Annotated in this window: 14 protein-coding genes; 12 read left to right on the top strand and 2 right to left on the bottom strand. The window is 67.4% G+C overall.

Annotated features, from left to right (window positions below; genetic code table 11):
- The first annotated feature begins 80 nt into the window (after window positions 1-80).
- From IPK85_20080 to IPK85_20035, 10 genes are all read left to right on the top strand, one after another.
- Window positions 81-2903, top strand: a complete 2823-nt coding sequence (locus IPK85_20080) for a peptidase (protein MBK8249674.1) — start codon at window positions 81-83, stop codon at window positions 2901-2903.
- Between the two features lie 111 nt (window positions 2904-3014).
- On the top strand, window positions 3015-4370 hold the full coding sequence (locus IPK85_20075; protein MBK8249673.1) for a hypothetical protein: 1356 nt from the start codon (window positions 3015-3017) through the stop codon (window positions 4368-4370).
- Window positions 4371-4506: 136 nt separating this feature from the next.
- Window positions 4507-5013: a macro domain-containing protein gene (locus IPK85_20070; protein ID MBK8249672.1), complete on the top strand. Its 507-nt coding sequence runs from the start codon at window positions 4507-4509 to the stop codon at window positions 5011-5013.
- A gap of 96 nt (window positions 5014-5109) precedes the next feature.
- A complete protein-coding gene (locus IPK85_20065) occupies window positions 5110-6705 on the top strand; it encodes a M20/M25/M40 family metallo-hydrolase (protein ID MBK8249671.1) in 1596 nt (531 codons plus the stop codon).
- A 9-nt stretch (window positions 6706-6714) separates the two neighbouring features.
- Window positions 6715-7803: an alpha-hydroxy-acid oxidizing protein gene (locus tag IPK85_20060; GenBank protein ID MBK8249670.1), complete on the top strand. Its 1089-nt coding sequence runs from the start codon at window positions 6715-6717 to the stop codon at window positions 7801-7803.
- Between the two features lie 27 nt (window positions 7804-7830).
- On the top strand, window positions 7831-8304 hold the full coding sequence (locus IPK85_20055) for an FKBP-type peptidyl-prolyl cis-trans isomerase (GenBank protein MBK8249669.1): 474 nt from the start codon (window positions 7831-7833) through the stop codon (window positions 8302-8304).
- A 17-nt stretch (window positions 8305-8321) separates the two neighbouring features.
- On the top strand, window positions 8322-10451 hold the full coding sequence (locus IPK85_20050) for an acetoacetate--CoA ligase (GenBank protein MBK8249668.1): 2130 nt from the start codon (window positions 8322-8324) through the stop codon (window positions 10449-10451).
- 197 nt (window positions 10452-10648) lie between these two features.
- A complete protein-coding gene (locus IPK85_20045; GenBank protein ID MBK8249667.1) occupies window positions 10649-11170 on the top strand; it encodes a prepilin-type N-terminal cleavage/methylation domain-containing protein in 522 nt (173 codons plus the stop codon).
- 22 nt (window positions 11171-11192) lie between these two features.
- Entirely contained in the window at window positions 11193-13187 is a 1995-nt protein-coding gene (locus tag IPK85_20040; GenBank protein ID MBK8249666.1) for an HD domain-containing protein, read from the top strand.
- Window positions 13184-13762, top strand: coding sequence for a hypothetical protein (locus IPK85_20035; GenBank protein ID MBK8249665.1), 579 nt, complete (start codon window positions 13184-13186; stop codon window positions 13760-13762). Before IPK85_20040 ends, IPK85_20035 begins: the two co-directional genes overlap by 4 nt.
- Here IPK85_20035 and IPK85_20030 read toward each other — a convergent pair.
- Together IPK85_20030 and IPK85_20025 are read right to left on the bottom strand one after the other, a co-directional pair.
- On the bottom strand, window positions 13759-15441 hold the full coding sequence (locus IPK85_20030) for a serine/threonine protein kinase (GenBank protein MBK8249664.1): 1683 nt from the start codon (window positions 15439-15441) through the stop codon (window positions 13759-13761). The two genes, IPK85_20035 and IPK85_20030, sit on opposite strands and share 4 nt — an antisense overlap.
- A 43-nt stretch (window positions 15442-15484) precedes the next feature.
- Complete coding sequence (locus IPK85_20025; GenBank protein MBK8249663.1) at window positions 15485-16411, bottom strand: LysR family transcriptional regulator; 927 nt, start codon at window positions 16409-16411, stop codon at window positions 15485-15487.
- Between the two features lie 93 nt (window positions 16412-16504).
- Between IPK85_20025 and hppD the strand changes: the two genes are divergently transcribed.
- Both hppD and IPK85_20015 read left to right on the top strand, forming a co-directional pair.
- The gene (gene hppD, locus IPK85_20020; protein ID MBK8249662.1) at window positions 16505-17626 is read left to right on the top strand and encodes a 4-hydroxyphenylpyruvate dioxygenase; all 1122 of its coding nucleotides are present in this window, start codon (window positions 16505-16507) and stop codon (window positions 17624-17626) included.
- Between the two features lie 35 nt (window positions 17627-17661).
- Window positions 17662-18852 carry a homogentisate 1,2-dioxygenase gene (locus IPK85_20015; GenBank protein ID MBK8249661.1) on the top strand — a complete coding sequence of 397 codons (1191 nt, stop codon included), beginning with the start codon at window positions 17662-17664 and terminating at the stop codon, window positions 18850-18852.
- The last annotated feature ends 34 nt before the right edge of the window (window positions 18853-18886 follow it).

Genomic DNA, 18886 nt, shown 5'->3' with positions numbered 1-18886 from the left:
CGCTCCACCGAATTTCTCGACGACCGACGCATCGCTCCCTACCTTTCGGCGTGCAGTAGTCCCCCACCCACAGGTTCCTCATGCTTGTCCATTCCCGTTGGCGCCGCCTGGCATCCCTGGGCCTCGCGGTGACCGCGTCCGCCGCGCCGCTGCATGCGCAAGGCCGCATCACCAGTCCCAAAGACCACTTCGGCTTCGCGATCGGCGACGACTATCGACTCGCGACCTACACACAGTTTGTCGACTACTGGAAGAAGCTGGATGCGGAGTCGGACCGGATGGTGGTCCAGGAGATCGGCAAGACGGCGGAAGGACGGCCGCAGCTGATGGCGATCGTGACGTCACCCGAGAATCACCGCAACCTGGCGAAGTACAAGGACATCGCGACGAAGCTGGCGAAGGGTGAGGTCGGCGAGGCCGAAGCGAAGCAACTGGCGGCCGAGGGCAAGGCCGTGGTGTGGATCGACGGTGGACTGCATGCGACGGAAGTGCTCGGTGCCCACCAGCTCATCGAGACCAACTATCGCCTCGTGAGCTCGACGGAGCCGGAGATCCTGCGTTTCCTGAATGACGTGGTCATCCTGATGGTGCATGCCAACCCGGATGGCATGGAGCTGGTCTCCAACTGGTACATGCGCAAGTCGGATGAGCGGCAGCGCTCGTTTGGGGACATCCCGCGGTTGTACCAGAAGTACGTGGGGCACGACAACAACCGCGACTTCTACATGGGGGCGCAGCCGGAGAGCGAGAACATCATGCGGATCCAGTACCGCGACTGGTATCCGCAGGTGATCTACAACCACCACCAGACCGGCCCGGCCGGGGCGGTCCTCTTCGCGCCACCGTTCCGCGCGCCGCACAACCACAACATCGACCCGCTGGTGATCTACGGCATCGACCTGCTGGGGACGTCGATGCACACGCGCTTTGCGGTGGAGAACAAGCCGGGGGCGGTGCGTCGCGACCAGGCCGGGTACCAGACCTGGTGGAACGGGGGCCTCCGGACGGCGCCGTACTTCCACAACCAGCTGGGACTCCTGACCGAGACCATCGGCAGCCCCACGCCGATCGAGATTCCGTTCACGCCCGAGAAGCTCATCCCGCAGGAGAACTACGTCTTCCCCATCACGCCCCAACGCTGGCACTTCCGGCAGTCGATCGAGTACTCCGTGACGGCCAACTGGGCCGTGCTTGATGTGGTGTCGCGCCACCGCGAGCAGTTCCTGTTCAACATCTGGCGCATGGGACGCAATGCGATCGAGAAGGGAACGAAGGACACCTGGACTGACTATCCGCGCCGCATTGCCGCGGTGACGGCGGAAATCCAGCGGAACCGCCAGGCCCAGGCGAGCGACAACTCGTTCATGACCACGCAGGGCGGTGGCGGTGGTGTGCAGCCCGCACAGTATTTCGCATCGCTCCGCAAGCCGGAGTTGCGTGACCCGCGCGGCTTCATCATGCCGGCGGACCAGGCGGACTTTGGGACGGTGACCAAGTTCATCCAGGCCCTGCAAAAGGGTGGCGTCGTGGTGCACCGGGCCCGCAGCGCGTTCAGCGCCGGGAGCAAGCAGTACCCGGCCGGGTCGTACGTCGTGAAGAGTGCCCAGGCCTTCCGCGCGCACGTCATGGACATGTTCGAGCCGCAGGACTACCCCAACGACCTGCAGTATCCCGGCGGGCCGCCCAAGGCGCCGTATGACAACGCGGGGTACACGCTCGCGTACCAGATGGGGGTGCAGTTCGATCGGATGCTTGACGCGTTCGATTGCCCATGCGAGGAAATTCGGGGGATGGCCACGGCACCCGCCGGCCGTGTGACGGCCGGGAACGCGGGGTGGATCGTCGACCACGCGGCCAACGATGCCTTTGTGGCGGTGAACCGCGTGATGAAGGCAGGCGGCGAAGTGAGCTGGATGAAGGCGGCCTCCACGGTGGCCGGCCGCACGTATCCCGCCGGAGCATGGTTCATCGCCAACCGGGCGGGGGCGCGCCCCATCGTCGACAAGGTTGCCGCGGACCTCGGCGTCAGCTTCGATGGCGTGGCGTCGCGCCCGACGGGCGACGCACTACGCATGAAGAACATTCGCGTCGGCCTCTGGGATCAATACGGCGGGTCGATGCCGAGTGGGTGGATGCGCTGGATTTTCGAACAGTTTGACTTCCCGAATGTCCGCCAGGTCTTTGCGCAGGAGTTGGATGCGGGCAGCCTGAACAGCAAGTTCGACGTGCTCGTGTTTGCCGATGGCGGGATCCCCGAATCCGACCGTGGTGCGGGCGGTGGGTTTGGCGGGCGTCAGCCGCAGGCAGCCGATGTCCCGGAGGAGTTCCGGGCGCACCTCGGCCGCGTCACCATCGAGAAGACCGTCCCGCAGCTCAAGGCGTTCATGGAGAACGGCGGGACGGTGATCACGATTGGCGGGTCGAGCGCACTCGCGCAGCACCTGGGGCTCCCGGTGCAGGACCACTTGGTCGAGCGTACCCAGGCTGGGGCCGACCGACCGATCCCCCGCGAGCGGCTCTTCGTGCCGGGCTCGGTGCTGAATGCGGCGGTCGACAACACGCATCCGTTGGCCCATGGACTCCAGAAGCGCGTCGACCTTTTCTTTGACAACTCACCGGTCTTCCGCCTCGGGGCTGATGCGCCCATGAAGGGCGTCACGCCAGTGGTCTGGTTTGACACACCATCCCCGCTGCGTTCGGGTTGGGCGTGGGGTCAGGGCTATCTCAATGGTGGCGTGGCCGTCGCTGAGGCGGTCGTGGGCAAGGGCCGCCTGTACCTGATGGGTCCCGAAGTCGCGAACCGGGCGCAGCCGCACGCTACGTTCAAGCTCCTCTTCAACGCGATGTACTACGGCCCCGCGATTTCGGCGGCGATGACGAGCATTGTCGGCATGGATCGGTGATCGGTCGCACGATCGGTCGGTGACGGGGGGAGCACTGCGGTGCTCCCCCTTTGTCGTGGCGGGTGACCGGGGTCGCGGATGGGCCGTCGATAGGGGACTCCTTCCACGCCCATGCCTCGCCATCTCGCCCTATCACTCGCGCTCAGCTCACTGCTCGCCTGTTCCAGCGACGAAGCCTCGTCGCCCCCGCCGCCGGTTGCCGTGGCCAGCATCAGCATCGCCGGGATGCCGGATTCGGCCATGGTTGGCGACGTGATTCGGCTGACGGCCGCCACGCGCGACGCGGGGGGCGCGACGCTCACGGGTCGCGCGGTGACGTGGAGCGCGACGGATACCCTACTGGCCTCGGTGGCGGCCGACGGAGCCGTGACGGTCCGGGGGCACGGCCCGTTTTCCGTCACGGCCACGAGTGAAGGGAAGACGGCATCGGTGCCCAGCCGCGGGGTCCTCGCGCGCGTGGTCGATCGTTTTGCCTACGCGACGATTGCCGGCGTCGCGGGCAGCGCAACGGCGTCCCGCGTGATGAACGCGACCGGCGGCGGGGTCCGGGCGACGATGAACGCGTCGGGCGACGCGGTCGTCACCTTTGAGCGCCTGGCGCGGGCCGAGGCGGGATGGCGTGAAACCATCATGGTGACCCGAACCGGGTCGATCGCCACGCGGTGTCACCTCAATGGCTGGGGCGCGGCCAGCAACCGGCGGGACCTCGAGGTGTCCGTGTCGTGCTACGCCACCGATGGGACGAAGCTGCCCGGCACCTTCTCCATCCTCGTGGTGGGGGCGAACACCCTGCAGGGCCGGCACGGCTTTGTGGAGAGCACCGATGCCGCCGCGACGCACACGCCAGCGGCCGATCGTGGCTTCAACTCCTCCGGCACGCCGATGTCGATCACGCGGTCCAGCGCGGGCCGCTACCGTGTGGTGGTGGGCAACGCGCGCCCAGCAGGAAAGACCGAGAACTACTTTGTGACGACCATCGGCCCGGATGCGGGCACCTGCCTGCTGAGCGGGTGGGCGTTTGGGGATTCCAGCGACGTGGACTGCACGGTGCTTGGGGCGGCGCGGGCGGACGCGCGTTTCTCCCTCCAACTCATAGAAGCTGGTCGTGCGGGGCGCCGCTGGGCCTATGCGTGGAACAGCCTGCCGGCCGGCTCCCTGGGTGTCGAGGCATCGGTGAGCGCCTCGTATGCTGCCAGCTCGACCGCCCAGGTGGCCGCGGTCACCCGGCAGGCGGTGAACGGCGTGACCAACGGCGTGTACGACGTGCGCTTTCCCGGACTCGGTGGCCTGGTCGGAAGCCCGTTCAACATCCAGGTCTCGCCGTACACAAGTGGGAGCGCCACCTGCGTCCCCGGGAGCACAAGCGCCGCCAGCGGTGGCGCCGACCTGCTCGTGCGTGTGGAGTGCTTCGATCGCTACTCGTTTGCGCCGACCAACGCCTATTTCACCATCCTCGTGATCGAATAGGTCACAGCACGTCTCGCGTGTCGGTGGACTTCCGGGGTGTCGACCGCATTCCACTGACACCAGGATCGGCGCGCCGCTGACAGCTGCGGCGTCGCCGCCGCCTTAGCATGGGTCAACCTCGACGACAGGCTCCCTCATGCTCAAGATGGTGGAAGGCGACATCCTGCTAACCGATGCGCAGGTCATCGCACACGGGATCGCTCCCAACGACGACTTCAAGCAGGGGCTCGCGCTGGCCCTGCGTGAGCGATGGCCCGCCATGGTGAAGGACTTCAGACACTACTGCCACACGGATAAGCCTGGGGCTGGCGGCGCGTGGATGTGGGGCGCCGTCGGCGGCCTTCGGATCGTCAACCTCCTCACGCAGGAAGCGGCCGAGACCCCCGGCGGGCGGCCGGGACGCGCACAGCCCCATCATGTGCACCATGCACTCCGTGCCCTGCGGGAGATGGCGCAGCAGGAGCGGTTCGAGAGCATCGCGCTGCCGCGCCTGGCGACCGGGGTTGGCGGTATGGAGTGGGAAGAGGTCCTACCCGAGATCCGGAAGTACCTCGGCGATCTCGGCATCCCGATCATCATCTACACGACGTACACCCGGGGGACGAAGGCCGCCGAGGGGCTGCCGGAACGCACACACGCCTGACCGGCGACTCAGGTCGTGGGATCGTGCCGCGCGCCTTGCCATGGGGTGCGCGGCACCGACATTTCAGCGTCCGTCACCTTCCGTCCGGAGTCTTCGATGCGTTTCCCTGTCCTGGTGGTCGCGACCGCCACGCTGACCTCCCTTGCTGCGGCCCAGAGTTATACGGTGGCCGACCCGGTCATCCGCCGGCTGTATGAGTCCGGGATGCAGCAGTCCCAGGTGGGGAAGCTGCTGCAGGTGCTTAGCGATTCGATTGGGCCGCGACTGACAGGATCACCGGGACACAAGAGCGGGAACGAGTGGCTGGCGAAGACCTACACCGCCTGGGGGATTGGGGCGACGACGCCGAGCTACGGCACCTGGAAGTCGTGGCGTCGCGGGGTGTCCCACATCGACCTCGTGGCCCCGCGCGTGCGCTCGCTCGAAGGGACGATGCTCGCGTGGAGCGCCGGGACCGGGGGGAAGGACGTCGAGGGGGAGGTGGTGATCCTGCCCGATGTTCCGGATTCCGCGGCGTTTGTGGCCTGGTTGCCCCAGGCGCGCGGCAAGTTCGTGCTGATCTCGATGCTGCAACCGACCTGCCGTCCCGATGACAACTGGGAGCGGTTTGCCACGGTCGAATCGTTCGCCCGGATGCGGGCCGCGCGCACCGAGGCCCAGACCCAGTGGAACCGGCGGCTGCAGAAGACCGGGTATGGGACCGGACTCGGGACAGGATCGTTAGGCGTGCGGCTGGAGCAGGCGGGCGCGGCCGGCGTGGTGGCGTCCCGCTGGTCCAACGGCTGGGGGGTGCAGAAGGTGTTCGATGCGCAGACCACGCAGGTCCCGTCGCTCGATGTCGGTTGCGAAGACTACGGCCTGCTGTACCGGCTTGCCGAGAACCACCAGGGGCCGCGACTGCGCGTCCGCGCGCAGGCCGACTTTTTGGGTGAGTTGCCGGTAGCCAACACCGTGGCGTCGATCCCCGGCACCGCCAAGCCGAACGAGTATGTCATGCTGTCCGCCCACTTTGACTCGTGGGACGGCGGGAGCGGCACGACGGACAACGGGACGGGCACGGTCATCATGATGGAGGCGATGCGCCTGCTCAAGCAGCACTATCCCAACCCGAAGCGCACCATCCTCGTGGGGCACTGGGGAGGGGAGGAGCAGGGGCTGAACGGATCACGCGCCTTTGCCGCCGACCGGCCGGAAGTGGTGCGCGGCCTGCAAGCACTGTTCAACCAGGACAACGGGACCGGGCGTATCATCAACTTCTCCTCGGGTGGCCTGACGACCGCGGCTGGCAATGTTGCGCAGTGGATCGCGAGTATCCCATCCGAGTTGACGCGTGGCATCACGCTCAACTTCCCGGGATCCCCGGCGGGCGGTGGCTCCGACCATGCGTCGTTTGGTTGCGCTGGCGCTCCGGCGTTTGGCCTCGGTGCGCTCGACTGGTCGTACGGCACGTACACCTGGCATACGCAGCGCGACACGTACGACAAGGCGGTGCTGGACGACCTGCGGCAGAATGCCGTGCTGGTGGCCATGCTGGCCTACCTCGCCAGTGAGGACCCGGAGACCGTGTCACGGGACCGGCGCGTCTTTGATCGGGGGGCTCCCGCGCCGACCGCCGCTGGCGGGCCGCCGAGTACCGCAGCGTGGCCGACCTGTCAGCAGCCCATTCGCGATTCGAAGGGCTACCGTCGTTAGGACGGCGGGATGCTGCTCAATCTGTTTGACTATGAACGTGCTGCCCGCGAGCGCGTCGCGGAGTCGGCGTGGGACTACCAAAGTGGTGGTGCCAACGATGAAGTGACGCTGCGCGCGAATCGCGCCGCGTGGGACGCGCTCGCCATTCGATATCGCACCATGGTCGACGTCTCGACGCGATCGATGGCGACCACGGTGCTCGGCGCCCCCGTGGCGATGCCGGTCCTTATTGCCCCAACCGCGATGCAGAAGCTGGCCCATCCCGAGGGGGAAGTCGGGATGGCGCGCGCCGCCGCAGCCGCGGGAACGTTGCTCGTCGTGAGTACCACTGCAACGACAGGTTTGTCCGAGGTGGCGGCGGTGGAGCCGGCGGCGCCCAAGTGGTTTCAGGTGTACGTGTACACCGGTCGCGAACACACCGAGGCGCTCGTTGCCCAGGCCGTGGACGCCGGGTATCGCGCCCTGATGTTGACGGTGGACACACCGGTCCTTGGGCGGCGGGAGCGCGACATCCGCAGCGGTTTCACCCTGCCTCCGGGCCTGCGGATCGCGAATGCCGTGGAGGCCGGAATGGGCGCGGTGCCCACCGCCACGGGAGAGGCGAGCGGATTGATGCGCCACTTCAGGGGGCTGCACGACCCGTCGATTTCCCCGAGGGACATTCGCTGGCTCCGGGACATCTCTGGGCTCCCGGTGGTCGTCAAGGGAATCGTGCGCGGGGACGACGCGCGCCGCGCGATCGATCATGGGGCGAGCGCCATTGTGGTGTCGAACCACGGGGGGCGACAGCTCGACACCGCGATCGCCACGGCGCGCGCCCTGCCCGAGGTGGTCGCCGCGGTGGACGGCCAGGTCGAGGTCTATGTCGACGGCGGAATTCGCCGGGGGACCGACGTCCTCAAGGCGCTGGCAATAGGGGCCCGGGGGGTGCTCCTCGGGCGACCTCCCATCTGGGGATTGGCGGTAGACGGCGCCGCGGGCGCGCGGCACGTCCTGGAGTTGCTGCGTGACGAACTGGACCTGGCGATGGCGCTTTCCGGGTGCCCCACACTGTCCGAAATCACGCCGGATCTCTTGGTGGGGGCCGACGCGCGATAGGTTTCCCCGACCCGTTCCCCTCGCGCCATGAACCTCGCTCGTCTGATCCCCGCCGCCGCCCTCTGCCTCGCGGGCTGCCTCCCCAACGACACTACGGACGTGACTATCCCCGACCCGATCGCCCTCGAGCAGCAAACGTGGGGCAGCACCCTGAGCATCTCCCTCGCTTCGTTCACCAAGCTGCCCTCAGGCGTCTACATGCTGGATACGCAGGTGGGCACCGGCGCCACCCTGTCTGGGCTGCAGACGGTGCGGGTGTATTACACCGGGTACCTGGCCAACGGGACGCGATTTGACGGGAACGTCGGGGCCGCATCCCCGGCGGTGTTCCCCCTCGCCAACCTGATCCAGGGGTGGCAGGTGGGGATGCAGGGGATGAAGGTGGGCGGGCGTCGGCGCCTGCTGATCCCGTCGTCGTTGGGGTACGGATCCGCTGGCGTCGGTCCGATTCCGCCTAACGCGAACCTGGTCTTTGACATCGAGCTGAACGGCATCGCGTGAGCCGCGCGGAAGGGGCGGTGGACGCGCCGTTATGGCGTCCGTCCGCGGATCGCATCGCGGCGAGCCAGCTGGCGGGGTTCCACCGCTCGCTGGTCGGTGCCGGCGTGTTGTCCGATGAACCCTATAGCTACGCAGCGCTCCACCGGTTCTCGATCGAGGAGCCCGCCGCGTTCTGGGGGGCGGCCTGGCGGTGGTGCGGTGTGATAGGCGACTGGCCCGAGGGTAGCCCCGTCGTGCAGCACGCCGAGCGGATGGCTCCTCCAGATCCTGTGCTCGGGCCGACGTGGTTCCCCGAAGCCCGCCTCAACTTCGCGGAGAACCTGCTGCGTTTCTCGGATGATCGGCCCGCACTGGTCAGCTGGACCGAGGCGGGTCGGCTGGAGGGGCTGACGTACGCCGACTTGGGGCGTGCGGTACGGGAGATGTCCGTGGCGCTGGCGCGTGTGGGGATCGTGCCCGGCGACCGGGTGGTCGGCTTCCTGCCCAATACGGTGCACGCGGTGATCGCGATGCTGGGCGCGGCGTCGCTCGGCGCCACCTGGTCGTCCTGCTCACCGGATTTTGGGGTGAACGGGGTGCTGGACCGGTTCGGGCAAGTGGCACCGAAAGTGTTGATCGTCGCCGACGGCTACCGATACGGCGGCAAGGTGCATGATTGCCTGGAGCGCACGCGCGGGATCGTGGCGGCGATCGACGCGATCGAACACGTGGTCGTGGTCCCCCTGCTGGAGCGGCTCGGAGGCACGCGCGGAGATCTCGCCGGAATCCGTGGCGGGGTGTGGTGGGATGCGTTTGTGCGGCCGAGCTCAGCCGCGCGGGGGGCCCCCCCCGAACAACACGATACGATCACCCCGTCACGTGAGCATCACGCGTCGACGGCCCGGCCCTCGGTCGGCGTCACGCCGCCCCAGGCGTTTCCCCGGTTTCCGTTCGATCACCCGCTGTACATCATGTACTCGTCGGGGACGACCGGCCTGCCCAAGTGCATGGTCCACGGGGCTGGGGGCACCCTCCTGCAGCACCTCAAGGAGCACCAGCTGCACGTCGACCTCACGCGCGACGACACCATCTTCTACTTCTCCACCTGCGGCTGGATGATGTGGAACTGGCTCGTCTCGGCCCTCGCGACCGGGGCCACCGTCGTTCTCTACGATGGTGCGCCGATGGCTCCCGCCCTGCGCCCCGGTCGAGGAGAAGCCGCCCCTGGGCCGGACCTGCTCTGGCAGATGGCCGAGGAGGAACGGATCACGGTGTTCGGGACCAGCGCCAAGTACCTCGCGCTCGCGGAGAAGGAGGGGCTGCGGCCCCGGCAGACGCGCGACCTCGACCGACTGCGTGCGGTGCTCTCCACCGGGAGCCCACTCGCACCACCATCGTTCGACTACGTGTACCGGGACATCGGGGACGATCTCCAGCTCGCGTCGATCAGCGGCGGCACCGACATCATCTCCTGCTTCGCGTTAGGCAACCCGACGGCGCCGGTGTGGCGTGGCGAGTTGCAGGCGGCGGGGCTCGGCATGTGCATCGACACCTTCGACGAGCGCGGGGCCTCCGTGCGCGGGACCCCGGGGGAACTGGTGTGTACGCGACCGTTTCCGTCCATGCCTGTCGCCTTCTGGAACGACCCCGACGGCGCGAAGTACCGGGCCGCCTACTTCGACACGTGGCCTGGGGTGTGGCGCCACGGGGACTGGGCCGAGTGGACGGCGCACGAGGGGCTCGTCATCACTGGTCGGAGCGACGCGACCCTGAACCCCGGCGGGGTCCGCATCGGCACCGCAGAGATCTACCGCCAGGTGGAACAGTTGCCCGAGGTGGTGGAGAGTCTGGTCGTCGGGCAGGAGGTTGGCGACGCGCGCGAACGTGATGTGCGCATCGTGTTGTTTGTCCGCTTGCGCGAAGGCGTTGTGCTGGATGATCCACTCCGGGACCGCATCCGCCGGCACATTCGGGCGAATACCAGTCCGCACCATGTACCGAAGGTGATCGTGCAGGTGGCAGACATCCCGCGCACGATTTCCGGCAAAATTACCGAGTTGGCGGTGCGCGACGTGATCCACGGACGGCCCGTCAAGAATACCGACGCGCTGGCGAATCCGGCCGCGCTGGAGCTGTTCCGCGACCTCCCGGAACTCCGACCGGGCTGAGCCACCGATCAGCTCGCGGTGCTTGGGGGCGCCCGTCGCCCACACTCCGGACATGAGCCTCCCCCGGAACGGCGGACAAGATGCCGCGCTCGTTGAATCCGGCGGCTGGCAGGGCATCGCGCGACTGTATTGCGGCCCCCGTGTTAGGTCGTCCTCATGTATGAAGTCGGTGGGACGAACGGTCGAGACTATAGCGAATGAAGGTGGTACTGGTGACGCGAACCGGAAGGCACCCGGACGACGTGGTGCGTCCGGGCGGCGCTGGCGTTCGCGTGGGCCCGCGCAGGATGGGATTCACGCTCATCGAGCTCCTGTCCGTTGTGGCGATCATCGGGGTCCTTACAGCCATCGCGGTTCCCCGCGGGCGCGACCTCGTGGAGCGCGCCCGTGTGGCGAAGGCTATCGGAGACCTGCGCGCGATCGCCCAGGACCTGTCCGGATTGGACTCGCTTCCCACCTCGTTGGCGGCCATCGGACGCGGTGCCATGCTCGATCCGTGGGGAAACGCATACGTCTACAATCCGTTTCCGCCGGGCAAGAAGGGTGCGCCCCCTGGGGCGCGGAAGGACCGATTCCTCGTGCCGATCAACTCGGCGTTTGACCTGTATAGCAAGGGGAAGGACGGCAGCTCGGTGTCGCCGCTGACAGCCGCACACAGCCGCGACGACGTCATCATGGCCAACGATGGTGGGTACTTTGGACTCGCCAGTCGGTACTGACCTCCTCGGCCGCCTGGGCGGCGTGCGCTCGCGCGTCGGTCAGCGCTTGCTCGCCCTGTTCATCGCGTGCGCACTCGTTCCGGTGGCCGTGCTCGCCATCTGGTCGCATCGACAAGTGCGCTCCGCCCTCGTCGAACGCGCCGTGGGGCGGCTCGAAGTCGCCGCCAAGGAACAGGCCGTTGCCGTCGTCGATCGTGGGCTTGGGATCGCCGACCTCCTTCGGGCACTCGATGCAGCGGGGACCACCTTCACCGGCCTGGACAGTACACGCCAGCCGCGCACCTGGCGAAGCGCGGTGTGGACAGGTCCGCGACTCACCGCTGACGAGGAACGGCACCTGGCCGCGGGCCGACCGATCGTCGTCCTGGATTCATCGGCGCACGGCATGGTGCGATTTGTCCACGCCGAGCCCGGCGAGCAGGCAAGGTGGCACTGGGGCGAGGTCCCACTCGCTCGACTCCTCGGGTTCGACGCAGGCGAAGACACCGACCCGATACTCTGCGTCACGAGTACTGCGGATGGCCGCGTGCTCCAGTGCTCGGCCGGGGCAGACCAGGCAAGGGCCGCGGGCGCCCTTGCGGCCACGACCCCGGATTGGCTGGTCGCTCGGCGAGCCATCTTTCTGCGGTATGAATTCGCGTCCCCGGACCTCGAGCTGATTGCCCTGCGGAGCCGCCAGGACGTGGTCGCGGCGGCTGGCGACATGGGATCCCTCTTTGGCCTCGTCGCGGCGCTCTCGATGCTGGTGGTGTTCTTCACCGGCCATCAACAGATTCGCCGAATCACGGCCCCCCTGGATCGCCTGACCGCGGCCACGGCGCGGATGCGCGATGGTGAACGTGCGGTTCAGGTTCCGGAGCAGGGAAACGACGAACTCGCTGCGCTGGCGCGCAGCTTCAACACCATGTCGACCGCCATCGCGCGCCAGGTGGGGGCGATGACCGCGTTGGACGAAGTGGACCGAGCGGCGCTCGACGCCGGTGACCGTGAGCGCGTGTCACAGGCCGCGCTGACGAGCGTGGCGGCGCTCGCCCCGGTACGGGAGGCGCTGGTGATCATTCCGGCGGAACGAGACAGCGACGCGACGACGATCCTCCGTGCCGGACACCCCGTCTCACACGTCAGCATGCCAGCCGCCATGTGCCCCATTCGCAGCGGCCGCTCATTCTCGTCCACGGAGTGTGGCTCACGCATGGCCCTCCTTGGCGTGGCCGGCGCGCAGGAGTTGCAGTGGGTGATGGTCCCGCTGCGGCATGGTGCGCGCGTGGAAGGTGTGGTGGCCGTTGGGACGATGCAGGGTGTGGATGACGCCAGTGAACACGCGCATTTCATTCACCAGGTGAGCGATCGCCTCGCGATGGCGCTGGCCAACCGGCGTCTGGTGGACGAGTTGGACGCATTCTCGCTGGGCACGTTGACGGCCTTCGCGCGTGCTGTCGACGCCAATTCGCCGTGGACCGCCGGTCACTCGGAGCGGGTAACGAACACAGCGGTTGCCCTGGGAGCGCAACTCGGCCTCGATCCGCGCGAGCTCGACCTCTTGCGACGAGGAGGACTCTTGCACGACATCGGCAAGATCGGCGTCCCGGCAGCGATCCTGGACAAGCCGGGACGCCTGACGCCTGACGAGATGGCATCCATGCAGCTGCATCCGGTGATTGGTCATGACATCCTCTCCCCGATCCCCGCCATGCGCGACGTCTTGCCGATGGTCCGCCATCACCATGAACGAATGGATGGCGCTGGCTACCCCGATGGGTTGGCGGGGGCGGCCATCCCGGTCCTCGCGCGCGTCCTGGCGGTGGCCGACGTCTACGACGCCCTGGCTTCGGATCGACCGTATCGCCCCGGGCTCACCCCGCCGGAGGCGTTGCGGGTGATGTCCGGCATGTCGGGACCGCATCTGGACCCCACCTTCTTCAAGGCCTTCCTGGCGTTGCAGGCCGGGCGAGTGTTGGCCACGCCAAGGCCGGCGGAGGCTCCGTCGATGATGTCCCCATTGGAGGTGGGCGTGTGAGCGATCCCCTGAACAGTCGTCCTGCGAACCCGCCGGCCGAGGCACGGGCCTCGACCGTGAAGGACGGTGACTTGGCGACCCCGATGGAGCTGCGCGACTTTCTGGAGCAGGTCGGGACGACCATGCGGCTGCCGTCCCGGACGACGGTCTCGATGACTGCGGTGCGCGAAGCGCCCGCCCCCAGGGCTCGCAGCCGCCCCGTGTTCCTGCCGTTGCTGGCGCTCGTGTCGCTGGGTGCATGGGCGGTTCTTGAGCTGCAACCGCCACCGGTGGCGACCGTGCCCACGACACTTCACGGCACGTGGGTGACCGACGATCCGCGGTATGCCGGTCGGACCCTGGAGCTTCAGCTTGAGCGCGTGACCGTCCGGTACCCCGGCGGCAACGAGACCACGACGGTTCGATCGGTCGATGTGCAGTCGCGGGGCGACACACTGGCCGTGATCCTGCGGCACGGGGACGCGGTCGCCCCACAGGAACTGTCCTTTGCCCTCGTGCCGACGCCGGAGGCGCACCTGGTCCTGCGCAATCCGGAAGCGGTGCGGTGGTACCGCGTGGCCGTTGGCGGCGCCTAACGACCGAGTCGCGGGACGGCGGGTGTGGTCGGCAAGGATCGCGCCTCGATGATGGATCGGGCTCGCGCGGCCAGGCGTTCGACGATCTCGCGCGCCGACCGATCCTTGTCCTTCTCGATGTGCCGGTTGATGGCGCGCGCAAAGCCGTATGCGCCTAGCGCGACGAGTGCGAAGACCGGGGCGGCGAAGAGGAGGGACTTCGTGGTGGCTGCGACGGCACCGAAGGCCGCCCCACCCACGCCGCCGCCAACACCCCCCGTCACCCCGCCAAGCACCCCCTGGATGGTACTCTTGAAGTCCTCGTAGGCACGAATGGTCGTTCGGCCGTGGCGTGAGGTTACCGAGACCTGGAGGCGGCGCGGCATGCCGTTCGGCGTCATGAGCGGGGCGGTGAACTCGATCGTGCGTCCCCGTGAGTTCACGTTGCCGAACTCCCCAACGGCGCGACGCATCTCGTCGGCGATCTCGTCGAGTCCGTCGTCGTCGAGTTCTCCCGGGAGGATGGCCTCGTACTCGACCCGGGTGCGCGCGGCGGTCCACTTGCCGGGTTGGGCTTCCATCCCGGGACCCGGCCGCACGAGTCCCGTGCTGTCGGAGCCGCGGCGCTCGGCCAACGCGCGATCCACATACCGGCGATCAATGCCTGCCCCCGCCGCGGCGGCGACGACATCGTCAACCTGAAAGCCGGTGGTGAGCGCCGGATCGGCCGGGGTGGCGCGCGTAAGCGCGGCCGGTGGCACCTGTTGCCCGGTCATCTCCTGCAGGAGTGCGGCGCGCTCCCACACGGCTTGCGCGTCGGCGGACGAGAGCAGGTCGGCCGCGGGGAGGGGTTCGGCGAGTCGAGCGTGTGCTCGTTGGAGTGCCTGCTGGACGTCGGTGGAGGCGGCGAAGCGAGCCGCGGGGGACTTGGCCAGCAGCCGGTCCACGACCTCGGCGAGCGCCACGGGCACTGCGGGAGCAAGCGAGCGCAGTGGCGGGGCGGGGCGCGTGACGTGGGCGACGAGCACGGCTGATGGCGTCTCGTGCTCAAAGGGAAACCGCCCGGACAACATGTAGAATGCAAGCACGCCCAGGGCGTACAGGTCGCTCCGGCCGTCGACCTTTTCCCCGCTAATCTGCTCGGGGCTCATGTAATGCACCGTGCCGAGGACCGTCCCGGTCGCGGTCATGGGGGCGGATTCGGCGAGCCGTGCGATACCAAAGTCCGTCACCATCGCGCGGTCGTCGATGGTGTCGAGGAGGATGTTCTCGGCCTTGATGTCCCGGTGGACGACCCCTCGTCCGTGCGCGTAGCCTAACGCGCCTGCCACATCGGACAGGATCGCGATGGTCGCGGCCGGCGAGATGGGGCCGCCGGACTTGAGGCGCTGCGCGACGGATTCCCCGCCGATGAAACCCATCACGAAGAAGACCAGCTCGCCCACTTCCTCGGCGCGGTGGATCGGGACGATGTTGGGATGGGTGAGGGCCGCCGCCGTTCGCGCCTCGCGAATGAAGCGTTCGCGGACGCCGGCATCTGACGCGAGGTGGGCCGGCAACGTCTTGATCGCCACATGCCGGTCCAGTCGGATATCGCGCGCCAGGAACACGATCCCCATTCCGCCACGCCCGACTTCCCTCTGCAGGTCGTACTGACCGCGGAGCGCGTCCTTGAGACGGTCCATTTCCCATGTCGACATTGCGGGAAGTCTAGGGTGGCCCACGACGGTGGGGCAGGGCGACCTACGGGACGGCCAGCCCGGATGATTCGCCACGCGTCGTTCTCGCCGCCTGGCGGACCAGGTCGAGAAAGGCGGAGACCACCGGGTTGGCGTTGTCACGGCGCCAGGCGGCGTCGATGTGCGAGGTGGCGGCGGGATCGCGGATCGGGAAGTACTTCACGCCGCGCCATCCCATCTTGCGGACGGACGCTGGGATGATCGTCACCCCGATGCCGGCCTCGACCAGGCTGACCGTGGTGTACAGCTCGCGACTCACCTGACGCACGCGGGGGGCGAACCCGGCCCCAGCGCAGATGGCCAGCACCTGGGCGTGGAGCCCCGGGGCGAGGTCCGCGGGAAAGAGCACGAAGTCCCGGTGGGCCAGCTCGGCGAGCGATAGGCGCCGTCGCGTCGCGAGGGGGTCACGCCGACTGACTGCAATAAGGAGTGGCTCGGTCATCACGGTTTCCGTGACCAGGAGCGGATCAGGGGGCGGGTGCCGCAGGAATCCGACGTCGAGGTCGGCCGTGCGGAGGGCAGCGAGCTGAGGGCCAGTGGCGAGTTCGCGGAGCTCCAGGTCAACGGCCGGGAAGAGGTCTCGGAACTTCCGGATGATCCGTGGGAGGGCGAGGAACATGACGGATGCGGCGAAGGCCACGGTGATGGAGCCGGACTCGCCACGCGCCGCGCGCTGGGCCTCCACGACGGCGTGCTGGGCGTCGCTGAGGATGCGCCGCGCGCTGGAGAGGAAGGCGGCTCCGGCGGGAGTGAGTGCGACGTGGCGGCGTGAGCGCTCGAGGAGCAGGACGCCGAGGATGGCCTCGAGGGCCTGGACCTGCTGGCTCAAGGGCGGCTGGGCTATACCCAGTCGTTCGGCCGCGCGGCCGAAGTGGAGTTCCTCGGCGACCGCGACGAAGTACCGGAGGTGTCGGAGCTCGAATCCTTTCATATCGACCAGATATCACAGGGCGGTTGGCAATATATTGGACACCACCACGGTCGATCGTGCAGATATCGTCACGCCCTGTCACCCACGCTGCCCATGACCAGCATCCTTGCCGCGCCCGAGACGGCGCATGACACCTTCCCGATCAACGGGACCGACTACATCGAGTTCTGGGTGGGGAATGCGAAGCAGTCTGCCCATTACTACCGGACCGCGTTCGGCTACGAACTCGTCGGCTATCGCGGGCCGGAGACCGGCGTGCGCGATCGGGCAAGCTACCTGCTGGTGCAGGACAAGATTCGCCTGGTGCTGACGACACCGATGGGGCCCGAAGGGGTGATCTCCGACCACATCCGGCTGCACGGCGATGGGGTGCGTGACCTCGCGTTCTGGGTGGACGACGCGCGGGACGCGTATGCGAAGGCGATCGAACGTGGGGCGGTGAGCGCCGGGGAGCCGCAGGTGATGACGGATGAACACGGGGAGGTCGTCATCGCGGCGATTCGCACCTATGGCGATACGATTCACTCCATCGTGGAACGCCGGAACTACCGGGGGCTCTTCCTTCCCGGGTTTGTGCCGGTGACGTCCGAATACAAGCCGTCGCCCGTCGGGCTCAAGTACGTCGACCATTGCGTGGGCAATGTCGAGCTGGGCAAGATGAACCACTGGGTGAGCTTCTATGCCGATGTGCTGGGCTTCTTCAACCTGCTGACCTTTGACGACAAGGACATCTCCACCGAGTATTCGGCCCTGATGTCCAAGGTGATGTCCAACGGGAACGGGCGGATCAAGTTCCCGATCAACGAGCCGGCGTCGGGCAAGAAGAAGTCGCAGATCGAGGAGTATCTCGACTTCTATCGCGGCCCCGGGGTGCAGCACATCGCGGTCGCCACCGACGACATCATCTCCACCGTTCGGGCGTTGAAGGCGCGTGGGGTGGAGTTCCTGCGCACCCCGGGGACGTACTACGACGAGGTGTTCGACCGCGTCGGGAAGATCGATGAGGATACGACGGCATTGCGCGAACTGGGGATCCTGATCGATCGCGACGACGAGGGGTACCTGCTGCAGATCTTTACCAAGCCGGTCGAAGATCGCCCGACCCTCTTTTACGAGATCATCCAGCGCAAGGGCGCGAAGGGGTTCGGCAAGGGGAATTTCCGGGCCCTGTTCGAGTCGATCGAGCGGGAGCAGGCCGCGCGCGGGAATCTCTAGCCGCCCACACGTCATTCAACGTCCACGGTTTCCTCATGCCGATCTACCACCAGCTGGGCACGTTCCCGCAGAAGCGTCACGTGGTCTACCGCCGCCCTGATGGCGGGCTGTACGCCGAGGAATTGATGGGGCACGAGGGGTTCATCGGGACTTCGTCGCTCCTGTACCACACGCATCCGCCGACGACGATTCTGCGGGCACGGAAGGTGGCGAACGTGAAGTGGGAGGCCGACGAGGACACGTCGCTGCGTCACCGGCACTTCCTCACCTCGCGCGTGCGCCGGGGTGGGAGTGCCACCATGAGCCGCATTCCCCTCCTGTTCAACGCCGACATCGCCATGTCGTACGTCGAGCCGGACGTGATCGACGCGCACTTCTACCGCAACTCGCAGGCGGACGAAGTGGTGTACGTGGTCGAGGGCACGGGAGTGCTTGAGTCGGTCTTCGGTGATCTCCCCTACAAGCCGGGAGACTACATCGTTATCCATCGCAACATCCTGCACCGCTGGCGCCTCGATCCGGCGGCGCCGAGCAAGTTGCTGGTGATGGAAAGCGCCGGGCACATCCGCTGGCCGCGGCGCTACCGCAACGAGTACGGCCAGCTGCTCGAAGGGGCGCCGTTCTCGGAGCGCGACATCCGCCGGCCGCAGGTGCTGGAGCCCAGGGACGAACGTGGCGAGTTCTCGCTCTACGTCAAGCAGTACGACGCGATCAACGAACTCGTGCTGGACCACCACCCGTTCGACGTTGTCGGCTGGGACGGGTATTTCTACCCCTGGGCCTTCAACATCCACGACTTCGAGCCGATCGTGGGGCGCATCCACCAGCCCCCGCCAGTGCACCAGACCTTCCAGGGTGATGGGTTCGTCATCTGTTCGTTCTGCCCGCGGCCGTACGACTTCGACCCGAACGCGATCCCGGCGCCGTACAACCACTCCAACGTCGACTCGGACGAGGTGTTGTTCTACGCGTCGAGTGAGTTCATGAGCCGCAAGGGGATCGAGTACGGTTCGATCACGCACCATCCCGACGGGCTGCCGCACGGGCCGCACCCGGGCCGGACGGAGGCGAGCATCGGCGCCAAGTACACGAACGAGTTGGCGGTGATGATGGATTCGTTCCGTGCACTCAAGGTGGCGAAGGACGCCATCGCGATCGAGGACCCGAAGTACCACTTGAGCTGGATCGACCAGCAGCACGCGGCGTTCAGCCCGCCAACCAGCTGAGTGATTTGGGTTCTCCCGGACCGAAAGTATGGCC

The organism is Gemmatimonadota bacterium (genome assembly GCA_016712265.1).
Lineage (GTDB): Bacteria > Gemmatimonadota > Gemmatimonadetes > Gemmatimonadales > Gemmatimonadaceae > RBC101.
This window is presented reverse-complemented; position numbering and strand designations above follow the sequence as displayed.